Annotated in this window: 22 protein-coding genes and 1 tRNA gene; 8 read left to right on the top strand and 15 right to left on the bottom strand. The window is 49.6% G+C overall.

Features of this window, described 5'->3' with window-relative positions:
- Positions 1–67 precede the first annotated feature (67 nt).
- The 5 genes from ACLJTG_RS07230 to trmB form a co-directional block, all read right to left on the bottom strand.
- Entirely contained in the window at positions 68–1075 is a 1008-nt protein-coding gene (locus tag ACLJTG_RS07230) for a DUF1202 domain-containing protein (protein ID WP_410958913.1), read from the bottom strand.
- Positions 1076–1207: 132 nt separating this feature from the next.
- Positions 1208–2254: an L-asparaginase 2 gene (gene ansB, locus ACLJTG_RS07225; protein WP_000394189.1), complete on the bottom strand. Its 1047-nt coding sequence runs from the start codon at positions 2252–2254 to the stop codon at positions 1208–1210.
- Positions 2255–2442: 188 nt separating this feature from the next.
- Positions 2443–3162 carry a DUF2884 family protein gene (locus ACLJTG_RS07220; RefSeq protein WP_198898183.1) on the bottom strand — a complete coding sequence of 240 codons (720 nt, stop codon included), beginning with the start codon at positions 3160–3162 and terminating at the stop codon, positions 2443–2445.
- Between the two features lie 49 nt (positions 3163–3211).
- Positions 3212–3538, bottom strand: a complete 327-nt coding sequence (locus tag ACLJTG_RS07215; RefSeq protein ID WP_001107574.1) for a YggL family protein — start codon at positions 3536–3538, stop codon at positions 3212–3214.
- Positions 3538–4257: a tRNA (guanosine(46)-N7)-methyltransferase TrmB gene (gene trmB, locus ACLJTG_RS07210; RefSeq protein ID WP_000786893.1), complete on the bottom strand. Its 720-nt coding sequence runs from the start codon at positions 4255–4257 to the stop codon at positions 3538–3540. The genes ACLJTG_RS07215 and trmB overlap by 1 nt, the downstream gene beginning before the upstream one ends.
- Before the next feature lie 154 nt (positions 4258–4411).
- Here trmB and mutY point away from each other — a divergent pair, with 154 nt between their 5' ends.
- The 4 genes from mutY to ACLJTG_RS07190 all read left to right on the top strand — a co-directional run bounded on the left by mutY (position 4412) and on the right by ACLJTG_RS07190 (position 8428).
- Positions 4412–5464, top strand: coding sequence for an A/G-specific adenine glycosylase (gene mutY, locus ACLJTG_RS07205; RefSeq protein ID WP_198898184.1), 1053 nt, complete (start codon positions 4412–4414; stop codon positions 5462–5464).
- A 27-nt stretch (positions 5465–5491) separates the two neighbouring features.
- The gene (locus ACLJTG_RS07200) at positions 5492–5767 is read left to right on the top strand and encodes an oxidative damage protection protein (protein ID WP_000091706.1); all 276 of its coding nucleotides are present in this window, start codon (positions 5492–5494) and stop codon (positions 5765–5767) included.
- A gap of 112 nt (positions 5768–5879) precedes the next feature.
- Complete coding sequence (gene mltC, locus ACLJTG_RS07195) at positions 5880–6965, top strand: membrane-bound lytic murein transglycosylase MltC (protein ID WP_000976289.1); 1086 nt, start codon at positions 5880–5882, stop codon at positions 6963–6965.
- Between the two features lie 206 nt (positions 6966–7171).
- Entirely contained in the window at positions 7172–8428 is a 1257-nt protein-coding gene (locus ACLJTG_RS07190) for a nucleoside permease (protein WP_001049803.1), read from the top strand.
- A 61-nt stretch (positions 8429–8489) separates the two neighbouring features.
- On the opposite strand, the gene ACLJTG_RS07185 is transcribed toward ACLJTG_RS07190, so the two are convergent.
- On the bottom strand, positions 8490–10625 hold the full coding sequence (locus ACLJTG_RS07185; protein ID WP_000839728.1) for an ornithine decarboxylase: 2136 nt from the start codon (positions 10623–10625) through the stop codon (positions 8490–8492).
- 424 nt (positions 10626–11049) lie between these two features.
- On the opposite strand from ACLJTG_RS07185, the gene ACLJTG_RS07180 reads away from it, so the two are divergent.
- Positions 11050–11757, top strand: a complete 708-nt coding sequence (locus ACLJTG_RS07180; RefSeq protein WP_000234466.1) for a DUF554 domain-containing protein — start codon at positions 11050–11052, stop codon at positions 11755–11757.
- A 105-nt stretch (positions 11758–11862) separates the two neighbouring features.
- Positions 11863–11938: transfer RNA gene (locus tag ACLJTG_RS07175), tRNA-Phe, on the top strand.
- A 158-nt stretch (positions 11939–12096) separates the two neighbouring features.
- Here ACLJTG_RS07175 and ACLJTG_RS07170 read toward each other — a convergent pair.
- The 4 genes from ACLJTG_RS07170 to ripC form a co-directional block, all read right to left on the bottom strand.
- Positions 12097–12477, bottom strand: a complete 381-nt coding sequence (locus ACLJTG_RS07170; RefSeq protein WP_000582672.1) for a VOC family protein — start codon at positions 12475–12477, stop codon at positions 12097–12099.
- A gap of 64 nt (positions 12478–12541) precedes the next feature.
- On the bottom strand, positions 12542–13867 hold the full coding sequence (ripA, locus tag ACLJTG_RS07165) for an itaconate CoA-transferase RipA/Ict (RefSeq protein ID WP_000982337.1): 1326 nt from the start codon (positions 13865–13867) through the stop codon (positions 12542–12544).
- A gap of 24 nt (positions 13868–13891) precedes the next feature.
- Entirely contained in the window at positions 13892–14419 is a 528-nt protein-coding gene (gene ripB, locus ACLJTG_RS07160; protein WP_001094307.1) for a (R)-specific enoyl-CoA hydratase RipB/Ich, read from the bottom strand.
- Positions 14420–14442: 23 nt separating this feature from the next.
- Complete coding sequence (ripC, locus tag ACLJTG_RS07155; protein ID WP_001112897.1) at positions 14443–15285, bottom strand: itaconate degradation C-C-lyase RipC; 843 nt, start codon at positions 15283–15285, stop codon at positions 14443–14445.
- A 91-nt stretch (positions 15286–15376) separates the two neighbouring features.
- Between ripC and ripR the strand changes: the two genes are divergently transcribed.
- Positions 15377–16255 carry an itaconate degradation transcriptional regulator RipR gene (ripR, locus tag ACLJTG_RS07150; RefSeq protein ID WP_000423175.1) on the top strand — a complete coding sequence of 293 codons (879 nt, stop codon included), beginning with the start codon at positions 15377–15379 and terminating at the stop codon, positions 16253–16255.
- A gap of 47 nt (positions 16256–16302) precedes the next feature.
- On the opposite strand, the gene ACLJTG_RS07145 is transcribed toward ripR, so the two are convergent.
- Both ACLJTG_RS07145 and ACLJTG_RS07140 read right to left on the bottom strand, forming a co-directional pair.
- Positions 16303–18042 carry an arylsulfatase gene (locus ACLJTG_RS07145; RefSeq protein WP_079951106.1) on the bottom strand — a complete coding sequence of 580 codons (1740 nt, stop codon included), beginning with the start codon at positions 18040–18042 and terminating at the stop codon, positions 16303–16305.
- A 68-nt stretch (positions 18043–18110) separates the two neighbouring features.
- Positions 18111–19295 (bottom strand): anaerobic sulfatase maturase, encoded by a 1185-nt coding sequence (locus tag ACLJTG_RS07140; protein ID WP_198898186.1) that lies wholly within the window; start codon positions 19293–19295, stop codon positions 18111–18113.
- Between the two features lie 510 nt (positions 19296–19805).
- Here ACLJTG_RS07140 and ACLJTG_RS07135 point away from each other — a divergent pair.
- Complete coding sequence (locus ACLJTG_RS07135; protein WP_001275354.1) at positions 19806–20489, top strand: helix-turn-helix transcriptional regulator; 684 nt, start codon at positions 19806–19808, stop codon at positions 20487–20489.
- A gap of 104 nt (positions 20490–20593) precedes the next feature.
- On the opposite strand, the gene ACLJTG_RS07130 is transcribed toward ACLJTG_RS07135, so the two are convergent.
- The 3 genes from ACLJTG_RS07130 to ACLJTG_RS07120 form a co-directional block, all read right to left on the bottom strand.
- The gene (locus tag ACLJTG_RS07130; protein WP_000100101.1) at positions 20594–21151 is read right to left on the bottom strand and encodes a DUF3156 family protein; all 558 of its coding nucleotides are present in this window, start codon (positions 21149–21151) and stop codon (positions 20594–20596) included.
- Positions 21129–22628 (bottom strand): APC family permease, encoded by a 1500-nt coding sequence (locus ACLJTG_RS07125; protein ID WP_000475960.1) that lies wholly within the window; start codon positions 22626–22628, stop codon positions 21129–21131. Before ACLJTG_RS07125 ends, ACLJTG_RS07130 begins: the two co-directional genes overlap by 23 nt.
- Before the next feature lie 208 nt (positions 22629–22836).
- Positions 22837–23211, bottom strand: coding sequence for a cupin domain-containing protein (locus tag ACLJTG_RS07120; protein WP_000542979.1), 375 nt, complete (start codon positions 23209–23211; stop codon positions 22837–22839).
- Between the last annotated feature and the right edge of the window lie 3 nt (positions 23212–23214).

Here is a 23214-nt window from a genome sequence, read left to right as displayed (position 1 = left end):
CGGGTAAAATACCTGATGGCGCGACGCTTACCGACCTGTGGCGGTTAATGCGCCGCCGGCAAGCGCATTATTTAATAACCCCTTTACGACGCAAATCGTCCGTATCTTTTTTCCAGCGCTCGTAACCGTCATTAATATCCATAATTTTCACACGGATATCACTCTGTTGCATCTGAAGTTTCTGTACCGCTATATTCAGCGGATATTGTCCTTTCTCTAACGTTATCCAGTCATTCTGCGCTTTTCGACGCAGCTCTTCTGATTTCAAAAATACCTGCCGCCGTTGCTCGTGTATGTCTAAATCTCTTTTCTGCTGAATAGCCGCTTCATTGCACGGCTCACTCTGCTTACGACACGCGTCTAATGCCGGTTGATAGACCTCTTTTTCGTATTTCTCGGCATATACGCTGCTATCGTTGGCTTTTACATAATCATCGAGCTCTTTTAACGTCTTTTTAAACGCCTCGGCGCGGGTCAACGGTTTCCCATCAGCGCCTTTTCCCCAATACGCGTCCGCTTCTTTTTTAGCTACCGCTATTTTCTTATCCAGGGCAGAGAGTTGTTCTTCAAGACCGGGGATCGACGCTTTCTGCGCACGCCAGGAGGCTTCAATGTTGCCAAACCGATAGTTAAAGTCATCACTGTTGACGATCAGGTATTTATCATTCGTTTTAATGTCGTCAATAGCCCGGCCCTGATCGCTGGCTGCCATTTGTAATGAGTAATAGTTCACCGTCCAGCCAGAGGCTGGCGTCCCTTTACTGGTTAACATGGCAGAAAATTTAACGGGACGATCTTTGGTCCAGGTTTTTTCAACAAAATAATAATCCGCCGCCATACCAACGCCGGTATACATATCTTCACGGGAAGAAATATCCCCTTCGGCAGACCAGGTGGCCTGATTGCCCGTCGAATCAAGATTTTTTAAGGTAATGGAATCCAGTTTAAGTATGCCGTGGTACTGCTTACTAAACTGTTCTTTTAAGATGTTATCGGAGGGTTGAGCAACCTCTGCCCAACTATAGCCTGAAATCAGGGCAAACAGCGCTGCGCCAGCAATCCATTGTCGAACCACTTGTGGACCTCCCGTCCAGAGACATGACGCCCACGATTATCATAACCAGGATGATAATTAGCAAGGTAATAGTGTTGGTTGTGCGAGAGATCTTCCAAAGATAGCCCCGGCCTTCCGACCGGGGCATTATCTTTAATACTGATTGAACATCGTCTGGATCTGTTTTGGATCTTTAGTCTGGGTTAACGCCAGTTGCAGTAAGACACGCGCTTTTTGCGGGTTCAGCGTGCCGGAAGCGACAAAGCCGTATTTTGCATCGTCAACTTCCGCATCCTGCGTGGTTGCGCCAGTCGGCACACGTGAAGAACGCACCACTACCGTACCGTTGTGCGCGGCGGTCGCCAGGGTATCAAAGACCGTTTTATACAGGTTGCCGTTACCCACACCTGCGCTCACGATCCCGTCATAACCCGCGTCTACCAGCGCTTTTGCCGGCAGATCGGACGCATTCGCATAGTTATAAACGATACCGACTTTCGGCAACGCGGTCAGCTTCGACACGTCGAACGGGGTGGAGGTGGTATGTTTACGCTCTGGCGTACGCTGGTAGTCAATTTTACCGTTGTGGATATAACCCAGCGGGCCGTAGTTAACCGCTTTAAACGTCGCCACGTCAGTCGTATTGGTCTTAGTGACGTCGCGTCCGTCCATGACGGTATCATTCATTACCACCAGCACGCCGCGGTTGGCAGACTGTTTATCAGCCGCTGTTACTACCGCATTATAGAGGTTGAACGGGCCATCTGCGCTCATTGACGTGGAAGGACGCATCGCGCCGACCAGTACCACCGGTTTATTGCATTTCACGGTCAGATCGAGGAAATAAGCGGTCTCTTCCATCGTATCAGTACCGTGGGTGATCACGAAACCGTCGGTGCTGTCGCACTCGGTATTGATTTTTTTCGCCAGCGTGAGCCAGACTTCATCGTTCATATCCTGCGAGCCAATGTTAACGACCTGCTCGCCTTTCACTACCGCAATGTCCTTCAATTGAGGAACGGCATCCACCAGATTTTCGACGCCGACTTTACCTGCCGTATAATTTGATTTTGTTGCTGAATCACCACCGCCAGCGATCGTTCCGCCGGTCGCTAAGATGGTGATATTCGGTAAAGCGAACGCTGCGCCGCTGAAACCCATTACCAGAGCAGCTAATGCCGTTTTCCTGAAAAACTCCATGTTATATCTCCAGTTATGTCAACTGGTCGCATTATCCCTATATTGCAGACGAATAATGTGACGCCATACGATTAACCAGCGATATATATCCAACAGAGAGTATTTTTTAGAGATGGATAACAAAATGCAGGAAAAAACAGAATAAAAAGGCGCAGATACGATCTACGCCATTGTTTAAAAAGGAAAGATTACTTCAGGCTGCCAACCAGCGCTTTGCGGCTATCTTCTAAGGTTACTACGCGGCTACAGACATCTTTGCCAAACTGCTGGAAATCTTTCTCCTGATTTTTCCATTCGTTCTGGATAGAGGTTTGCAAACCACCGAGGCTGCCCATCACACCCTGTAAAGGATTGCCGCCGCCTTTAAGCACCGCTTTGGCGCCCATTTCGTTAATGCTGTCCTGCAAAATACCGCCCATCGCCTGATTCACCAACTGCTGACCGTCGGCACGCACCTGGTCGATAGCCTTATAGTGGAACGTCAGGCCGTCCGTACGATGTTCGATAATGCGGTTCATTTGCGCTTTTAATTGCGCATCAAGCTTCGTCAGACGGCTACGCATGTTGCTGCTTTCGCCCACCTCTTTAGCGATGATTTTATCCAGCGCCACGCGGCCTTTTTCGACGCGCGATCGGGCGCCCTCATCAATCCACGGCAGCGCGCTTCGCAGCTCCGCCTGGTAATCTTTCGCTTGCTCGCGCTGCGCGGCGCTAAGGGTGTACTGCTTACCGTTGTACATCACATTGCCGTCCGGCGTGATCACCAGGTTGCCGTTTTCACCTTTCACCTGCACCGTTTGTGGACTCAGGATCACATCGTCACGCGGCGTGACGCTGCATTTGTAATCTGCATGAGCGGCCATCGCCGTCAACGTTAGCACTGCCGCCAGCAGCGTTTTGCGCATCATAACTTTCCCTCAAGACAAAGCGGGCCGGCATTTGCCGACCCTGTACTCATTAGTCCCACCAAACGTCGAAAAGTTCGCTGGTTCGGACTTCTTCAAGGTTGCGCGCTTCCAGCCACTTACGCACAATCGCCTGATGTTCTTCGGTACATTTACCGATTTCCTGCATACAAATCAGCCCTTCCCAGGCCAGGTAGCCGCTGCCGTCAAACGCCAGTTTATTAGGCTCAATAACGTCATTAATAAAGTCATCGACAGTCTTATCGACCTGCTCTTCAGATGTACCTTCCGGAAAACGCCATGCCACCGAAAATCCTAATTCCTGGAATTCGTCAATGTGCATTTTTTTACGCAGACGACGACTACGGTTCTTTGCCATTATTTCACCCTCTCGAACATTAAGTCCCATACGCCATGACCAAGACGATGGCCACGTTGTTCAAATTTCGTTACCGGGCGCGATTCCGGGCGCGGTACATAATCATTGCTCTCTGACAGATTTTTGTACCCGTCGATAGAAGACATGACTTCAAGCATGTGTTCCGCATACGCTTCCCAGTCGGTCGCCATATGGAAAACGCCGCCCAATTTCAGCTTGCTCAATACCAGTTCAGCAAACGGCACCTGAACGATACGGCGTTTATTATGACGCGCTTTATGCCACGGGTCAGGGAAAAAGAGCTGAACCATCGATAAAGAATTGTCAGGAATCATTGTATGCAACACTTCTACCGCGTCGTGGCACATGACGCGCAGGTTTTCAACGCCCTCTTCATGAGCGGACGCCAGACACGCGCCGACACCGGGTGAATGCACTTCAATGCCGAGGAAATTCTGCTCCGGGCGCGCTTTCGCCATCGCCACCAGAGACGCCCCCATGCCAAAACCAATCTCCAGCGTCACCGGCGCTTCGCGACCAAACAACGTGGCGAAATCTACCGGCGCTTCGCTGAACTCGACGCCCATCACCGGCCAGTAGTTTTCCAGCGCGTGCTCTTGCCCCTTTGTCAGTCGCCCCTGGCGACGAACAAAACTACGAATACGGCGCAGCGGGCGACCGTTTTCATCAAATTCCGGTGAAATGACGTCGTTTTTCATAAAAGTGTAGTCTGCTGTGTTTGAGTTCTGAAAACGGGCATTATCCAAAGTTAGTTGCCGGATGCAAGCATGAAGCGCACTGCGGAAAGTTCCGGTTTACACCCTGCGGCCTCTGTGCTGCAATCTTGCCCCCGGCAATAATGAATGAGTTTCCATGCAAGCGTCTCAATTTTCAGCCCAGGTTCTGGACTGGTACGACAAATACGGGCGGAAAACGCTGCCCTGGCAAATTAACAAGACGCCTTACAAAGTATGGCTCTCGGAAGTCATGTTGCAACAAACGCAGGTGACGACGGTGATTCCTTACTTTGAGCGATTTATGGCGCACTTTCCGACGGTAACGGATTTAGCGAATGCGCCGCTGGATGAAGTGCTCCATTTATGGACCGGGCTCGGCTATTACGCCCGCGCGCGTAATTTGCATAAAGCGGCGCAACAGGTGGCGACGCTTCACGGTGGAGAATTCCCGCAAACTTTTGCCGAAATCGCCGCGCTACCCGGCGTCGGGCGTTCAACCGCCGGCGCAATTCTCTCCCTCGCGTTAGGTAAACATTATCCGATTCTTGATGGAAACGTTAAACGTGTGCTGGCTCGCTGTTATGCTGTTAGCGGCTGGCCTGGAAAAAAAGAGGTGGAGAATACGCTGTGGACGTTGAGCGAGCAAGTGACGCCCGCACGCGGCGTGGAGCGTTTTAATCAGGCGATGATGGATCTGGGCGCGATGGTTTGTACGCGCTCAAAGCCAAAGTGCACCCTGTGTCCGCTGCAAAACGGTTGTATCGCCGCTGCGCATGAAAGCTGGTCACACTATCCGGGCAAGAAACCGAAACAGACGTTGCCGGAGCGGACGGGTTACTTTTTATTGTTACAGCATAATCAGGAGATTTTCCTGGCGCAGCGTCCTCCCAGCGGTTTATGGGGCGGACTCTACTGCTTTCCGCAGTTCGCCAGCGAAGATGAATTACGTGAATGGCTGGCGCAACGGCATGTTAACGCTGATAATTTGACCCAGCTTAACGCGTTTCGCCACACATTTAGCCATTTCCACCTGGATATTGTGCCTATGTGGCTTCCCGTGTCGTCACTGGACGCCTGCATGGATGAAGGCAGCGCGCTCTGGTATAACTTAGCGCAACCGCCGTCAGTCGGACTGGCGGCCCCCGTGGAGCGCTTGTTACAGCAGTTACGTACCGGAGCGCCAGTTTAACGCCCCGGTCGATGAAGAGGATGACTTATGAGCAGAACGATTTTTTGTACTTACCTGCAACGCGACGCTGAAGGGCAAGATTTTCAGCTCTACCCTGGCGAACTGGGAAAACGTATCTATAACGAGATCTCTAAGGACGCGTGGGCGCAGTGGCAGCATAAGCAGACCATGTTGATTAACGAGAAAAAGCTCAACATGATGAACGCCGAGCACCGTAAGCTGCTGGAACAGGAGATGGTGAGCTTCCTGTTCGAAGGCAAAGACGTTCATATCGAAGGTTATACGCCGGAAGATAAAAAATAGGCCCGTTGCTGAATGACGCTGCGCTTATTCGGCCTGTGAGTTATGCCGGATAAGCCCTTAGCGCCGCTGCCCGGCAACATGGCATAACGACAACACAACATGCACTCCCGGAATGATGAAAAAATTACTCGCGCTTGCTGTTATTGCGCCGTTGCTCATCTCCTGCTCCAGTTCGACCAAAAAAGGCGAGACGTATAATGAAGCCTGGGTCAAGGATACCAACGGCTTTGATATTTTGATGGGGCAATTTGCCAACAATATTGAAAATCTGTGGGGATATAAGGAAGTCCTGATCGCCGGGCCGAAAGACTACGTCAAATATACCGATCAGTTCCAGACCCGTAGCCACATCAACTTTGATGATGGGACCATTACCGTTGAAACCATCGCCGGGACGGAACCTACCGCACATCTGCGCCGGGCTATTATTAAAACGTTGCTCATGGGTGACGACCCAACCTCCGTCGATCTTTACTCCGATGTCGATGACATAAAAATTTCTAAAGAACCCTTCCTGTATGGTCAGGTCCTCGACAATACCGGCCAGCCTATTCGCTGGGAAGGCCGCGCCACGACATTCGCGGATTACTTGCTGAAAACGCGGCTCAAAAGCCGCAGTAACGGCCTGCGTATTATTTACAGCGTCACCATTAATCTGGTGCCGAACCACCTTGATAAACGCGCGCATAAATACATTGGCATGGTACGCCAGGCCTCCCGTAAATACGGCGTTGACGAGTCGCTGATTCTGGCGATTATGCAAACGGAGTCCTCGTTTAACCCGTATGCGGTCAGCCATGCGGATGCGCTGGGCCTGATGCAGGTGGTGCAACACAGCGCCGGGAAAGATGTTTTCCGTTCTCAGGGTAAGTCCGGCACGCCAAGCCGTAACTTCCTGTTCGACCCCGCCAGCAATATCGATACCGGCACAGCGTATCTGGCAATGTTGAATAATGTCTATCTGAGCGGTATCGAGAATCCGACGTCGCGGCGCTATGCGGTCATTACCGCCTACAATGGCGGCGCAGGCAGCGTATTACGCGTATTCTCGAACGATAAGATTCAGGCCGCGAATATGATTAACCGCATGTCGCCGGGGGATGTGTACCAGATATTAACCACCCGACATCCATCTGCGGAGTCGCGCCGCTATCTGTATAAGGTGAATTCCGCCCAGCGATCGTATCGCCGCCGATAAACCATCGCATCCCGCCTCTGGCTGGCAAATGACAGAGGCGGGAAAGGTAAAAGTGTTAACTCCGTCACCCTTTTGCTTTGCAATCAGAAATTGTTTGCAAATATTTGTCACAGGTAACAAAAAAAGCCCGCCGCTCATTGATAGAATCACAACGGCAAATGTGCCTTTTAAAACATTCATCCGCTCTCAGGTGTGAGGAAATTAACATGAATCTTAAGCTGCAGCTTAAAATACTCTCTTTTCTGCAGTTCTGTCTGTGGGGAAGCTGGCTCACTACCCTGGGCTCGTATATGTTCGTCACCTTAAAATTTGACGGCGCATCTATTGGCGCAGTTTATAGTTCACTGGGGATTGCCGCCGTCTTTATGCCGACCTTGTTAGGCATTGTGGCTGACAAATGGCTGAGCGCGAAATGGGTCTATGCCCTGTGCCATGTCGTCGGCGCCATCACGCTATTCATGGCCGCGGAAGTCACTACGCCTGGGGCGATGTTCTTTGTGATCTTGCTTAACTCGTTGGCCTATATGCCGACGTTGGGCTTGATCAATACCATATCGTATTACCGCCTGCAGTCTGCCGGCATGGATATTGTGACTGACTTTCCGCCTATCCGTATCTGGGGCACCATTGGCTTTATTTTGGCGATGTGGGGCGTGAGTTTCTCCGGTTTCGAGCTGAGCCATATGCAGCTTTATATCGGCGCGACGCTTTCCGTTCTGCTGGTACTGTTTACCTTTACCCTGCCGCACATTCCGGTGGCGAACCAACAGAAAAACCAGAGCTGGACATCAATGCTGGGCCTTGACGCTTTTGCGCTGTTTAAAAATAAGCGGATGGCGATTTTCTTCATCTTCTCCATGATGCTGGGCGCGGAACTGCAGATCACCAACATGTTTGGCAACACCTTCCTGCATAGCTTTGATAAAGATCCGCTATTCGCCAGTAGCTTTATCGTGCAGCACGCCTCGGTGATGATGTCGATTTCGCAGATTTCTGAAACGTTATTCATCCTGACCATTCCGTTCTTCCTGAGCCGTTATGGTATTAAGAATGTTATGCTTATCAGTATTGTGGCGTGGATGCTGCGTTTCGGCCTGTTCGCTTATGGCGACCCGACGCCGTTCGGTACCGTTCTGCTGGTATTGTCGATGATTGTGTACGGCTGCGCCTTCGACTTCTTCAACATTTCTGGCTCGGTGTTTGTCGAAAAAGAAGTACGCCCGGAAATCCGCGCCAGCGCGCAGGGGATGTTCCTGATGATGACCAATGGCTTCGGCTGTATCCTGGGCGGCATTGTGAGCGGTAAAGTGGTGGAGTATTACACTCAAAACGGCATTACCGACTGGCAGACCGTGTGGCTCATCTTCGCAGGCTACTCGCTGGTGCTGGCCTTCGCGTTCGTAGCCTTGTTCAAATACAAACACGTTCGCGTTCCGGCAGGTTCGCAACCCGTTGCACATTAATCCTTGCCCTGTTTCGCAGGCCGGATAAGGCGTAAATGCCTTATCCGGCCTGCAGGCAACGTTACTTTAAAACATATCCGTACAAGCGTTGAATTCCATCGGCATCGGTCTCGCTATACACTCCCTGCAATTCCGGCGAAAAACCGGGCAACAGATTGATGCCCTCTTCCAGCGCCAAAAAATAACGCTGCGCCGCGCCGCCCCAAATCTCCCCCGGCACCACGCACAGTACGCCCGGCGGGTATGGCAATGCCCCCTCGGCAGCAATACGCCCGCCCGCTTCGCTGATACGCACCAGCTCTACATCGCCGCGAATAAAGGCGCTGTTGGCATCCTGCGGGTTCATCGCCACATGCGGCAGGCTTTCTTTGCGGAACATCGCTTTTTGCAGATCCTTAACGTCAAAGCTAACGTACAGGTTGTGCATCTCCTGACATAGCTCACGCAGGGTGTAATCGCGGTAGCGCACCGGGTATTTCTGAAAAACCGTCGGCAATACATCCGCAAGCGGCGTATCGTCTTCAATGTGTCGTTCAAATTGCGCCAGCATCGCGACCAGTCGCGCCAGTTTCTCTTCGCTCTCGGCAGGTGTCAGCAAGAACAGAATCGAGTTGAGATCGCACTTCTCAGGCACAATACCGTTCTCACGCAGATAGTGGGCGAGAATGGTCGCCGGGATGCCGAATTCGGTGTACCGCCCACTATCGGCATCAATACCTGGCGTGGTCAGTAACAGTTTACAAGGATCGACAAAATACTGGTCATCCGCATAACCCTCAAAGCCATGCCATTTCGCCCCAGGTTCAAAACTGAAGAAACGACGATTGCTGGCAATGGTCTCCGTCGGATATGTCTGCCACGGCTTGCCGTCAACCACCAGTGGGATAAAGGGCTGAAGCAGTTTGCAGCGGGCGAGAATGGCTTTACGCGCGTCAATGCCCAGCGCAACGCACTCCGCCCACAGGCGGCGACCGCTCTCCCCTTCGTGGATTTTGGCATTGATATCCAGCGCCGCAAACAGCGGGTAGAACGGGCTGGTCGAGGCGTGCAACATGAAGGCGTTGTTCAGGCGTTTGTGCGGACAAAAACGCGCCTGGCCGCGAATATGGTTATCTTTTTTGTGGATCTGCGAGGTTTGTGAGAACCCCGCCTGTTGCTTATGTACCGATTGGGTCACAAAGATCCCTGGGTCGTTTTCATTAAGCTCCAGCCGCAACGGCGAGGTATCCGCCATCATATTGATAAACTGCTCATAGCCTACCCACGCGGAGTCAAACAGAATGTAATCGCAGAGATGTCCGATTTTATCCACCACCTGACGGGCGTTGTAAATAGTGCCGTCATAGGTACCCAGCTGAATGATCGCCAGACGGAACGGACGCAGCGCATCGGCGCTTTCCGGCATCACGTCACGAATCTGGTCGCGCAGGTACGTTTCATCAAAACAGTGCGCATCAATGCCACCGATAAAACCAAACGGGTTACGCGCCGCTTCAAGATAGACTGGCGTCGCCCCGGCCTGAATCAGGGCGCCGTGGTGGTTGGATTTGTGATTATTACGATCAAACAGCACCAGATCGCCGCGCGTCAGCAGGGCGTTGGTGACCACTTTATTCGCCGCCGAAGTTCCATTCAGCACAAAATAGGTTTTATCCGCATTAAACACTTTTGCCGCAAATTTCTGCGCGTGTTTGGCAGAACCTTCATGTATTAGCAGATCGCCAAGTTTCACATCGGCGTTACACATATCCGCACGAAACAGGTTTTCACCAAAAAAGTCATAAAAATGGCGGCCTGCGGGATGTTTTCTAAAAAACTCGCCATGCTGGTGCCCCGGGCAAGCAAAGGTACTATTCCCCATGTCGACATACTGGGTCAGGGTGCCATAAAAGGGCGGCAGAAGCTCCGCTTCGTAGCGACAGGCAGCGTTTTCCAGCTCCAGCCATTCCTGCGCGTTCCCGCCTATTACCGCCGTAACGCCGACAGGCGCGCTGACGGGTTCATCCGCAAGCATAAACACCGGCAGGTGAAAACCGGTGCGTTTAAGCAACGCCAGAATACCGCTACGGCTGTCGGCAGTGGTAATGACGACTGCGGCCACATCGGTAAAGTCGGTACTGTCCAGCGCCACTACGTTTCGGTGGGTGGAGAGACGGGGGATGAGTTCACCGCTGGCGGCAATATTCATTGATTTCATAAGCGCAAATACCCGTTTCGGGAGTAGAGTAACCCCGGACAAGGCCCGATGCCTTGCCCAACGAGATGCCGGGTCAAACTGGATACCAGCTCCGACCGCCAGACATCAGTAAAAACAGACTGTTTCTGATTTTACTGTTGTCCTGCAGTGAGCGTGCGCTGCCCTCACCGCATAGCGGGGATGACAAAAAAAGGAAAGAAAGGGGCAAACCTCGCGCAGTCAGGCGACAGTGAAGACAATATAAAGGCGCTATGTTCATCCCGGCGAGCCCCATGCTGGCAGGAGAAATTTCGCGCAATCATGGCACCTTTCACCAGGCGGCGCAAGGTAAAATCAGCGCTCTATACGTCACAGATAATCAAGCTATTAACAGCTTAATCGCGTGATAATAAGGCAATTTGAAAGACAAATAACAGGAGTCATTGTGGTAATTGGACCTTTTATTAACGCTGGCGCAATTTTATTCGGCGGCGTTATTGGCGCGCTGTTAAGTCAGCGTCTGCCAGAACGGATTCGCGTCTCAATGACGTCTATTTTTGGTCTGTGCTCTCTAGGAATTGGTATTCTGCTGGTGATGAAGTGCGCTAATCTTCCGGTGATGGTGCTGGCGACGCTGGTCGGCGCGCTCATCGGCGAGTTTTGTTTGCTGGAAAAAGGCATTAATGGCGCAGTCGCGAAAATCCAACAATTATTTATGGCATCGGGTAAGAAACCGACACACGACTCATTTATTCAAAGTTACGTCGCTATCATTGTACTTTTTTGCGCCAGCGGCACCGGTATTTTCGGCGCGATGCATGAAGGGATGACCGGCGATCCAAACATTTTGATCGCTAAATCTTTTCTGGATTTTTTCACTGCCATAATTTTCGCCTGTTCGCTTGGCATCGCCGTTTCGGCGATTTGCGCACCGATGTTGATTATCCAGTTAACGCTTGCCGCCTGCGCCACCCTCATTCTTCCACTGACTACGCCGGCAATGATGGGCGACTTTAGCGCCGTGGGCGGACTGCTGCTGGTGGCGACCGGCTTGCGTGTATGTGGAATCAAAATGTTTCCGGTAGTGAATATGCTCCCGGCGCTGTTGCTGGCGATGCCGATCTCCGCCGCATGGGCGATGTTTTTTGCCTGATTCTGCGTGCAATAACAACAAAGTGGTGATAGATTGTGCAGTCTACGTTGATTTGAAGAAATTTCGTTGACGAAGCGAGGCGATTACGGTTTAATGCGCCTCGTTGCCCGGATAGCTCAGTCGGTAGAGCAGGGGATTGAAAATCCCCGTGTCCTTGGTTCGATTCCGAGTCCGGGCACCACCTTTCCTTTTTTATGCTTTCTTATGAATACCTCGATGTCTTCAAGTCAATAAGTCTGAACATAGACTCTTTCCAGAAATTATTGCCATATGATCTCCATTAGACCAATATAAACGGATGCGTGATCATAATAAAGGCAGTAATAGTAAGTTTTAACATTAAACATACTGCGAAATTTCAATTAAGTTTCCATCAGGGTCCCTGATGTAGATAGACATTATCTCGCCTGTGGCTCCAGTTCTCTCAACCGGGCCTTCAACAATGGGAATGCCTGCCTGTAAGATCTCAGACACAACATCATTTATCGGTGTCGATGTAATAAAACATAAATCGGCAGATCCCGGCGTTGGTCTACTCGCTTTTGGTTCGAACTCCATTTCTTGCTGATGGAGGTTAATTTTTTGCGCTCCAAATATTAACGCTTTTCTGTTTTGTTTAAATGTTACCGCAGAAAAACCAAGTACCTCTTCGTAGAATCTTATTGTGGTTGATATATCAGATACCGTTAATACAAGGTGATCAATTCTGTCAATTATCATTTGAATAGACTCATGATGTTTATATTTTAGGGATGCTACATTAAAAAATAGCATTAACCTACTTTTAAATCAGATGCATTTTTTTTGCATCTACTCTAAGTTGCTGCCGAAAATTGGGATGTGCCAATTCAATGATGCTGAGCGCACGCTCGGTTGAAGAGAGCCCCTTCAGGTTTACGGAGCCAAATTCAGTGACTATCCAGTGCGTATCCGTTCGTGGGGTTGTTACAGGCCCCTCAAGGCGGGGAACAATACGAGAAATCGTATCATTCGCGGCCGTTGAGCGGGTCGTAATAATGGAACGACCTCCTTTAGATGCATATGCGCCTCTGACAAAATCCAATTGCCCTCCTGAAGCGCTGTACTGGTGTCCAAGCAAATATTCAGAGTTACAGGCACCAGTGAGATCGATTTGTAAGGTAGCGTTAATGGAGACAACATTCTCATTTTGCGCAATGATCCCCGGATCGTTAACATAATCGACAGGCCGACTAAAAAAAGAGGGGTTGTCGTTGAGATAGTCATACATATCCTTTTGTCCCATAGCAAAAGTAAATACAGACATTCCCCGGTCGATATTTTTACGCTGATTGGTAACGACGCCTTGTTGAATCAAACTTACCAACCCCGGATTCAGCGCCTCTGTATGGACTCCCAGATCATTATGTTCCTTGAGCGCATTACAGATGAGCTCCGGTAATGCGCCGACCCCCATCTGGAGACAAGCGCCATCTGGCACAAGAGAAGCGATAATCTGACTGATAGCAATATCTTCGGCTACGGCAGTACGTATTGGTAGTTCAATTAAAGGGACATGGTTTTCAACAATGGCGTCAATTTCTGAAATATGGATTGCAGCACCTTCTCCATGAACGCGCGGCATATATTTGTTAACTTCGACAATAAGCTTTTTAGCTGTCCTCGCAATCCGGGTGGAATAATCGTTTCCAGTTCCAAAATTAAAATAGCCATACTTATCCATAGGGGACACGGTGTGAATAAAGGTATCAATACCAATATCATCAGCTAGTAATCGCGTCGCCTGATGAAAATTTGAAGGTACATAGTTAACTATTTTTCGCCCGGAACTCTCAATCCCCTGACGTATTAAAGCCCGTTCAATACCGGTAATAAACATACTGTAGAGATGAATATAGTCACTTAGCTCATAACGGAAAATAGTGTTCCCGGCAATGCTGGCTGTTTCATAACAGTAAACCCGCAGATCGTTGATTTCTCCCCTTTTCGCTCGCTTTGCCAGCGCATTCAGCAAAGCTGGAGGCTCTGCTGCAAACATTCCCATAGAGAGGTGACTGCCGGAGGTAATTAAAGTAACCGCCTCGTCAGGCGTCACGCATTTTTCGGCATACACTGCATTAACATTCATCATGACTCTAAACCTCAGGGCGATTTCTCAATAAGCGGCGTCTTCTTCAGGCGAACATCCACAGCAATAAACTAACATTGTTCGTTCGAAGCGCATGACCTCTACACCATTCTGGTTAATACCACATGTCCGAACGGTAACGATGCCTTGTCCCGGGCGACTATTTGACAGGCGTTTGCTGAGTACAGTGCTTTCAGCATAAAGTGTATCCCCTGCGAAAACCGGATGGACGGCTTGTACCTTATCCCAGCCAAGATTGGCCACGACCTTGGCGCTGACAGTACGCACGCTCATACCGGTTAAAAGCGCCAGAGTGAACGTTGAATCAACCAGTAACTTTTTCCATTCCGTTTTGCTGGCGTAAGCCGCATCGAAATGGACCGGCTGCACATTGAGAGTGAGCAGGGTAAACCACACATTATCGGCGTCCAGAACCGTCCGACCGGGACGATGTTCAAAAACATCACCGGGATGAAAATCCTCCCAGTAAAGACCCGAAATTTCTCGGTAGCGCCCCTCGCTAATGGTTTTATAAGCGGGTAATAACGTGTTCATAATCAATTCCTCTGTTAATAAAATCAGGAAAAGATCCCTGCCCGGGCGAGTAATCTCCGGGCCTGACGGGCAACGGCTGCATCTATCATCATGCCGCTAACGATCCCGACGCCTTTGGCATTCTCTGTCAGTACTGCACGAGCATGATTAATTTCTGCCGTTGTAGGAGTAAATGCGGCGTTGATTACACTAATCTGAGCGGGGTGAATAGCCGATTTTGCAGAAAAACCAAAACTGAGCGCCTGCAGCGTTTCCTCTTTCAGACCTGAAAAATCGCCTATATCAAAGAAGGGAGCATCTATTGCAAGAAGCCCTTTCATAGCGCAGGCAGCCACTATTCTGGCCCGCGCCAGCGCAAGAGGCTCCCAGGCGGGTGTGGCGCCAATGTCAGCCGCCATATCTGCGGCGCCAAACATCAACCCGCAGAGTCTGGGGGTGGCGTCCGCAATAGACTCTACGGCATTAAGCCCAACAACTGACTCAATAATGCCAATAAGGCGAGTATCAGAACCAGCCATCATGATAAGACTATCCACGATTTGCAGGTGCGCGGCTGACTCTGTTTTTGGAAGAATAATGTAATCAGGAAAAAAACGGCATTCCAGTAACATATGCAGGTCTTCAATGCCAGCATGAGTATTCATTCCATTAATTCTTAATGCTATTTTCAGCGATGAGTTTGGTCGGGATGAAAGGAACTGCATCGCAATTTTCCGGGCCTGCGCCTTGTCATTCGGGGTGACGGAATCTTCAAGATCGATAATAGAAATATCCGCCGCACTTTCAACTGCTTTTATGAAACGTTCTGGTCGAATTGCTGGGGTAAAAAGCCAGCTACGTGTCGGTGTATGAGAAATATCGGGCATATAGCACCTCCTGTTAACCTCACTATGCGCTCGCTGGTTTCATTCTTCCAATATATGATGGTGCCATTCTTAATTGCTTTTGGAGATGAGGATGGAACTGCGCCATATTCGCTATTTTCTCGCCGTCGCTGAAGAGCGGCATTTCACGCGGGCTGCGACAAAATTAGGCATAGGTCAGCCGCCGCTAAGCCAACAGATTAAGGATCTGGAAAGAGAGCTGGGAGCGCAGCTATTCCGGAGAGTGCCTCATGGCGCGGAATTAACCGAGGCTGGAAAAGCATTTTATGATGTTGTTAAAGGGATGCCTGCTACCGCGACAAGAGCCGTGCTGGCGGCGCAGCGTGTCGCCAGGGGGGAGTCGGGCGTGTTAAGGGTGGGTTTTACTGCCTCTGCGGCATTTAACAGTGTGGTGCCCAGCGCAATCCGTACTTTCAAGCGGGCTTATCCTGACGTTCGTTTGCAGCTTGAGGAAGGAAATACAACCCAACTGGCTGATGAATTGAATGAAGGATCGCTGGATGTTGCCTTTCTGAGACCCGGTTTTACAGGCAATGAACGGTTCCAGCTCAGGTTACTGTCTGAAGAGCCAATGGTTATTGTGCTGGCAGAAACGCATCCTGCTGCGGCGTGTAAACAGATTGCACTCTCGATTCTCAAAGATGAGTTTTTTTTACTCTTCCCACGTGAAATCGGCCTGTCGCTTTATGACGCAGTGATCAAGGCCTGCGGTAAAGCGGGCTTTGAACCGAAAATTGGTCAACTCGTGCCGCAAATTTCGTCAGTCATTAACCTTGTGTCGGCAGAGATGGGCGTGTCGATGGTTCCAGATTCAATGAGACAGGTTAATGTCAAGGGAGTAGTATACCGCCCCGTTGCAGACCAGATGCCCGTCGCAAAGCTGGCTCTGGCATACCGGCGCGGCGATACATCGCCAACGCTGAGAAACTTCATCCTGAAAGTCACTGGCTGAATGCGGTTATGTGAGCGTTGAATAATCATTTGAAACGTAACCAATAATTATTGGTCCGATTTTGTGTCTAAAGGAATCGCTAACGGAGCAGGAACTGGCTGCAATGTCTGTGGATCGACAGCCAGATAACGCCCGGTTTTACTGTCGATACCCACATAATCGATAAGCTTGCCTTTGGCATAAAGCACCATTGTCTGTTTTGCAAATGCCTCATATGCGCTGCTCAGTATTTTCACTTTATCCGCATAATTTGCTGCGAGATTATGCGTTTCCAGGGGGTCACGTTGCAGGTTGAATAATTCCCATGGCGCATTACCCGCCTGTGGGAATACTGTGACAAGACGACGCAATTTCCATTCCCCATCTATCCAGGCCGCCTGATTATGGAGTTCAACACCATATTGTGTGCGAGGCGCGTGCAGACTTTCACCGGTCAGATAGCGTTTAAAACTCACGCCGATTATTGGCAGTGTCGGTCTTTCAGATAATGATTTACTGGCATCAATACCTGCAAATTCATAGAGCGTGGGCGCAACATCATACGCCGCCATCGTGGCGTTATCTATGGCGCCATGATGGATGATACCAGGACCGGAAATCATAAAACTGGTATTAATTCCCCCCTGACCGCTGGTCGTTTTGTGATAGCGACCATAAGGCGCATTGCTGACATCAGCCCAGTGGGGACCATAAGAGATAAATGAATTTTTACGACCAATATTTTCGTAACTATTATCGAATTGCTTCCAAAAATCTGGTTCAGATTCATAGTGAAAGCCCTCTGCCGGATTCACCCCATTATCACTTAAGAAGACCAGAATCGTGTTTTTATCGCGCCCGGTCTTTTTTAATGTCTCAATAACGGTACCAATCTGTGCATCCATATTGGCGATCATAGCAGCGTAAACCTGCATCACCTTCGCCGTATATTTCTGCTGTTCCGGGGTCATCGCCTGCCATTCTTTATCAAGTTCCAGTCCTGGCAGAGGTATGTCATCACGCAGGAAACCCAGTTTCTTCAAACGAGCAATACGCTGACGATAGACGTCTGCATAGCCCTGTTCATACTGACTTTTAAAACGACTAATCCATTCATCCGGCGCCTGCAGAGGATCATGTGGCGCAGTAAAGGCCAACCACGCGAAGATAGGTTGTTCCCGTGGCGTCTCGCTGATCCAGCGATTAATCTGGCTGGCATAGGCTTCGCTGGAGTAAAAACTGGAGGGCAGTGAAATGCGCTGATTGTCACGGGTATAATAGGTATGAAATATCTCCACGGTTCCCAGCGGCACGGCATCATCAAAGTGACTGGCGCCTCCCCCCATCAAGGCGAAAGAATGACGAAAGCCCCGATCTTTTGGCGTCGAGCCTGGCGTAAAACCAAGATGCCATTTACCCGCCATCAGCGTATTGTAACCAGCATCTTTAAAGCGTTCAGCCATGGTCGTCACCCGATCAGTCAGGCGCAATTCATAGCCTTCCTTACCTATGGTATTTTCATACCACCACATACCGCCTATACCCGCTTGCTGACTGGTGTTCCCGGTTAATAGCATCGCACGGGCGGGAGCAGACATGGGAGACGTGTAATATTGACTCATCCGCACGCCGTTCTCAGCCATCGCCTGCAAATTAGGCGTTGGGATTTCCCCACCGAAGGGAGTGATATCAGAATATCCCATATCATCAGCGATAATCACGATAATATCAGGACGTTCGTTTTGCGTACTGTGTGCCGTACCGGAGAAGATAATGCTGAGTGTGGCAAGTGTTACTTCTTTTTTCACGGCTTATTCTCCATTTCAGACTACGGATGTTGTACAAGAGCGGCAGGCAAATGCGGCAAGAGGGACCATCAGCCCGAAAATCTGCCCATAACGTCAGCACGCCAGGCCTTCAGTCCATTCAGATTCCGGGGCCAGGCGCGTAGCGGAGCCAGAATCTCCGTGAAAAAAGAGTAATAGCCGCTACAAAGTCGGTTGTAGCCGGCACTGTTGATATGTGCGGGGCAGCCTCCCTGGCAGACTATTTTCACAGAACACCGTTGACACTCCCGGCGCTGGCTTTTCTTAATACCAAAGGGAAGCCGGGTTGCGGAATCTACGGCTGGCGCTAACGTATTATTAGCAAGCTGTCCCAGGTAATGCTGGCTATTAATCAGATGATCGCAGGCATAGAGTTTGCCGTCCGGCTCCATGACCAGATTCGTGCCGCAGCGGGCGGAATGGACACAGGTGGCGCTGATATGCGTAAAATATTGTGCCCATGCCTGTTCAATGTTGATCACAAAAACCCGTCCCATATCACCGCGTTTGCGCCATTGACGCCAGATATCAATCATGAAACGTCCCCAGTTATCCGCACTCAATTGGTAACGTTGCTGTAGGGCGTTGCCTTCGTCCATCAGTGGCTGAAATTGCAGATAACGAGCGCCAAGGTTAACAACATGATCGTAGATGGCTGCCGCATGGCGAGCCATGTCATCATGCACGACAATCAGTACATTAAAATCGACTCGATAGTGTTGTAACAATGTGATTCCCCGCAACACCGCCGGATAGCTGGCCTCGCCGCGTTTGCCCGGACGATGATGATTTTGCAAGTCTTCACTGCCCTCAAGACTGATGCCAATAGTAAAATTATTGTCGCGAAACAGACGGCACCAGGCATCGTTTAACAACGTCGCATTCGTTTGCAGACTATTACTGATCGTCACGCCGTCAGGCGCATATCGTTGTTGAAGCGCTATTACCTTTTTATAAAAACCGATTCCGGCTAAAAGCGGTTCACCGCCTTGCCAGACAAAATTAATTTCACGCGCACTGGCAGGTTGCGCCGCAATATAGCGACAAATAAAAACCTCCAGCGTTGATTCATTCATTTTTTCTACGGGCGTTTCGCCCTGTGGGTAATAACAATAGCGGCAGGCCAGATTACATGCAGGGCCTATGGGTTTTGCCAATATATGAAAGGGTATCTGCGCGCGATATTCCGTCATTACGGGGATTTGTTGTTGCCGTAATGTGTTGAGATTCAACATTATTCTGTCCTGTAATTATCATTTCTGATGCGGAGACATGACTCACATTTCGCAATAGCGTTCGTCTGGCGCTGAGGGCAGAATGCCGAGAGCAGGCTGTATCTATTGATACGCCGGTTTTCTGCATAGCGCATGACGCTATTGAAATGTTATTTAGCAAATCCTGTCTGAGCCAGAAATTAAGTCTCTGTTAACCTGCGCTATTACAGAAAATCATAGAACAGGCGTCTCAAAAGAATATCGTCCTGAAGGACGAGAACTCACGGCATTTTCAGGAGATGAGTCAACCGCGACAGAAAAAATTATATTAATAATTTTAAATTATTTTTTAGAAAACCAGACAGGATTTAAATTAAAATCATTTATTTTCAATAGGTTATAAAAAATACCGCAACATACGTCACATTATTAACATGTGAATGATTGTGTTAACCGAATGTAAATTGTATGTTTCAACATACCACTATTTTACTGCGCCCCGACGCGCTCATCCGGATGGAAGGAGATAACATGTCAGCCTTATCAACTACTGGCCATAATGACGGGATCACTCTCCATTGCTTACAGAGCATTGCGCAACTCATTCCTCTGTCGTCGGCGGTTTTTTATCGTGTTAATGCTTATTTAAAGCCGGAAGCCTATGTTTTACATAATATTTCTAATAGCACACACCAACAATATCTGGAGCATTTTCAACCATTAGACCCGCTATCGCCTTCCCGATTCGGCCAACAGGTTATTACAGTAGCGACGATGACGCCCGGCATCTGTGCTCGTCATCGCCATTATTATCATGAATTTATGCTACCTAATCATGTGTGCGACATGATTGAGATCTTTATTCGTCGGGGCCATCGTATTATCGCGGGCATTTCATTAATGCGCGATATACCTTTTTCCAGCGAAGAGCGTTTGCGAGCCCAGGCAGTACAACCATTACTGGGACTGGCAATTCATGATTCTCTTCAGGAAGACAACGATCTGGCGTCAATATTGACCGCCAAAGAGCGTGAAATTGTGGGAATGGTCTGCGAAGGGGCCAGCAACAAATTGATTGCCCGTCAGTTGAATATTTCTCTCTCAACAGTGAAAACGCATTTACGTAATATTTTTGCTAAAACAGAAGTGATAAATCGCACGGAACTGGTTTCCCGAACCAGAATGTCCTCGGTACAACATTCACTGAATATGTGAAAGCGTTCTTTTTAACCCGCGTCAATTGCGGGTCTTTTCCCCATATGTCATATATGCCTGAATTAATACCACCCTCTGAGCTGATGCCGCAATAAAATGTCATATTATCTGGCGTCGGTATCCTGTTGCAGCCATTGATTCATGGCCTGATTGATCATATTTATCACACTAAGCAGAAGAACACGCTGGTGCCGCTCAAGCCGCAGATAACGGCGCAGCGGCGGCATTTTACAAACCACTTCGCTAGCAGCCCATAGCTCAATGCTGCAATACCATTCCTTATGATGTAAAACCAGCGTAAACCGACGATAATCCAGTTCACTCAGTGCCTGTTGTAAATTGGGGAAACAATTAAGATAGTTAATCAGCCCGGCGGTACTTTTGCTGCCAGTAAAAATGACGGGATAACGTTTCAGCCATCCGGGCTGATGAACGCGAATTTTGCCCTGCAAAGGATAATTGATTGTGCCTTTCACCCTGAATTCACAACTGTGAATACTGGCCATGAATAACCGTTTTTGCTGAACATGGCAGATAACCTGGGTAAATGCATTCAGATGCAGCACGGCGCTATGTTCGGTCAATTTTTCACAACGCCAGCCGCTCAAATCACGTAACACCATATTCATTAATGCGTTCTTAAACCAGGGGACGGAGGACATCTGGCGTCATCTCTTCATTGTTTCGCTTTTCATAATTGCCCATAGCCCGTTCCACGACCTCTTCTACCGGAAGCGGGAGGAAAGGATTAACCCGTTGCACACATAATGTCCAGAATAAGGCATAGGCGGCAGTCAATCCAAGCATAATACCGAATGGTATAAGTACATCCCGACTGTTCATTCCTGGAGGCGCGATATTAATAATGGCGATAATAATACCCACGCTCGAAATAATCTGAGGTAAGGGAAACCAGGGGGCCCGGTAAGCGCGTGGTAAATCGGGGCGCCGAATACGTAAGATAACGACCGATAACGTTACCAGCAGATAAGCTACTCCCCAGGCGCAGACCGCAGCGAGGATCAGCGGAACAATGTGGTCGATATCACCGTTCAGATACCAGGCATGTAAACAGGGAATCGCAACACCGAATGCGATGGCGATGACCGGTGTTTTAAAGCGGGGGTGCAACCAGGTCAGAAACCGCGGCAAAGCGCCGTCCAGCGCCATGCCGTATATAATACGCGGTACTGCCGCCATTAGCGTATTAATCGTCGCACATCCCGCTAACAACAACCCCACGCCCAGCCAGTATTGCCCGACATGTCCCATGACACGATTGGCAAAGGCGGGAATAGCCATCGGCGTATCCAGTAAAAAGATATGGTTTGCCGCATCGACCACCACATTATTTACCTGCCGGTTAATCGCAGCGCCATAGAGGAACATACAACCTGCCACCGCTAAAAGGCCAAGCGCCATTGCTCTGGGAATCGTACGATGCGCTTTTTTAATTTCCGGCGCCATTGGCGTGACCAGTTCACAACCGACGAACATAAACATCGCCATGCCTATATAACCAAACAGACCAGAAAGATTACTGACATCAAGCGGTGCGCCAAACCACCCGGAATGATGAGTGACCGGGGATAACAGGATCCCGCATAAACCGAAGATGGTCAGGGTAGTCCACATACCGAATGTAAGAAACACTTCCACCTTGCCAAATACTTCAACACCAATGGCATTCAGTAACCCGAAAACCACTACCATGCCGACGCCAACCATCCAGGTATTGTGCTGCATGGCCACGTGTTCGCTAACAGACTCAAAGTTCACCAGCGCCATGACGCCAGCGAGAATCGTTTCTGCCGTGCCGGCAAAAATGTGTACGATCAGGTAAGCGCAAAGCGCACCGGTGATAGCGAAAAAACGCCCCATCCCGCAGGAAATATAGTCGTAGACGGAGCCAGTCGTGGGAATAAGCGTTGCCGCTTCGGCAAAGGTGGTAATCTGCGCTTGCATCATAATAAATGCCAGTAATACCGCAAGAGCAAAGGTATCTCCCCCTGAGCCAAAACCACTGGTCACGGTCAGGATCACCGGGCTTGCCATAATCAGCCCGACGGAGCTGGCAAGCGTCGTGGGGAAACCAATAACGCCACGTTCAAGATGGCTGGCAAGTCTGTTTTTAAACATGGTCAACCTCTTCACTATTATTACAACAATAAATTACCGCTCCGGAATAACGCTTATTTATGGCAGGCACCGTATCTAACAGGTATCGTCCTGAAGAGGGATAACGGTAAATAACGTTGTGACGCCGTCCCCGCATGCGCTAATAGCAAGTGGGGAGCGCGTTATTCTCCCCAGTGATGCCAACGCTACTGACGAACAATTAAAGGATTCAACCCTGCTTATGGCTTTCAACTTTTGCCAGATAATGTTTTACAAAACGGGGCGTTAAAACTTTCCATGCCACTTCGGTTCCCTGTTCAACAAACCAACTATCGCCCGGTGAAAAACGTATCGGTTCCTGACCCGCGACAGTGAGTTCCACTTCCCCTTCCAGCACGGTTGCGTGCTCGGTAAAGGGATAAATCATCGTGAAACCGCCGCGGGTCGATGAAAACAGTCCACAGGTAAATACGTCCTCAGGTTTACCGTAAATCATCGCAACGGCGACCTGGGGATCGCCTTCTGTTGGCAACGCCCCCAACAGGCTGACACTCCCGATTGGCTGTAATTCAGGAACAGGTTGATTGAGTTTAAAAGCGTGCATTAA

This window comes from Salmonella sp. SAL00672, assembly GCF_046552175.1.
Lineage (GTDB): Bacteria > Pseudomonadota > Gammaproteobacteria > Enterobacterales > Enterobacteriaceae > Salmonella > Salmonella enterica.
The sequence above is the reverse complement of the archived record's forward strand: the minus strand, read 5'-3'. Positions and strand labels throughout refer to the sequence as shown.

Coding starts and splice junctions, on each gene's coding strand:
- mltC (WP_000976289.1), top strand. CDS start 5,880: ATGATGAAAAAATTACTCGCGCTTGCTGTTATTGCGCCGTTGCTCATC.
- ACLJTG_RS07130 (WP_000100101.1), bottom strand. CDS start 21,151: ATGTCCTCCGTCCCCTGGTTTAAGAACGCATTAATGAATATGGTGTTA.
- ACLJTG_RS07215 (WP_001107574.1), bottom strand. CDS start 3,538: ATGGCAAAGAACCGTAGTCGTCGTCTGCGTAAAAAAATGCACATTGAC.
- ACLJTG_RS07185 (WP_000839728.1), bottom strand. CDS start 10,625: ATGAAATCAATGAATATTGCCGCCAGCGGTGAACTCATCCCCCGTCTC.
- ansB (WP_000394189.1), bottom strand. CDS start 2,254: ATGGAGTTTTTCAGGAAAACGGCATTAGCTGCTCTGGTAATGGGTTTC.
- ACLJTG_RS07135 (WP_001275354.1), top strand. CDS start 19,806: ATGTCAGCCTTATCAACTACTGGCCATAATGACGGGATCACTCTCCAT.
- ripC (WP_001112897.1), bottom strand. CDS start 15,285: ATGCCCGATATTTCTCATACACCGACACGTAGCTGGCTTTTTACCCCA.
- ACLJTG_RS07140 (WP_198898186.1), bottom strand. CDS start 19,295: ATGTTGAATCTCAACACATTACGGCAACAACAAATCCCCGTAATGACG.
- ACLJTG_RS07120 (WP_000542979.1), bottom strand. CDS start 23,211: ATGCACGCTTTTAAACTCAATCAACCTGTTCCTGAATTACAGCCAATC.
- ACLJTG_RS07190 (WP_001049803.1), top strand. CDS start 7,172: ATGAATCTTAAGCTGCAGCTTAAAATACTCTCTTTTCTGCAGTTCTGT.
- ripR (WP_000423175.1), top strand. CDS start 15,377: ATGGAACTGCGCCATATTCGCTATTTTCTCGCCGTCGCTGAAGAGCGG.
- ripB (WP_001094307.1), bottom strand. CDS start 14,419: ATGAACACGTTATTACCCGCTTATAAAACCATTAGCGAGGGGCGCTAC.
- ACLJTG_RS07125 (WP_000475960.1), bottom strand. CDS start 22,628: ATGTTTAAAAACAGACTTGCCAGCCATCTTGAACGTGGCGTTATTGGT.
- ACLJTG_RS07170 (WP_000582672.1), bottom strand. CDS start 12,477: ATGATAATTGACAGAATTGATCACCTTGTATTAACGGTATCTGATATA.
- ACLJTG_RS07200 (WP_000091706.1), top strand. CDS start 5,492: ATGAGCAGAACGATTTTTTGTACTTACCTGCAACGCGACGCTGAAGGG.
- mutY (WP_198898184.1), top strand. CDS start 4,412: ATGCAAGCGTCTCAATTTTCAGCCCAGGTTCTGGACTGGTACGACAAA.
- ACLJTG_RS07220 (WP_198898183.1), bottom strand. CDS start 3,162: ATGATGCGCAAAACGCTGCTGGCGGCAGTGCTAACGTTGACGGCGATG.
- ripA (WP_000982337.1), bottom strand. CDS start 13,867: ATGATGAATGTTAATGCAGTGTATGCCGAAAAATGCGTGACGCCTGAC.
- trmB (WP_000786893.1), bottom strand. CDS start 4,257: ATGAAAAACGACGTCATTTCACCGGAATTTGATGAAAACGGTCGCCCG.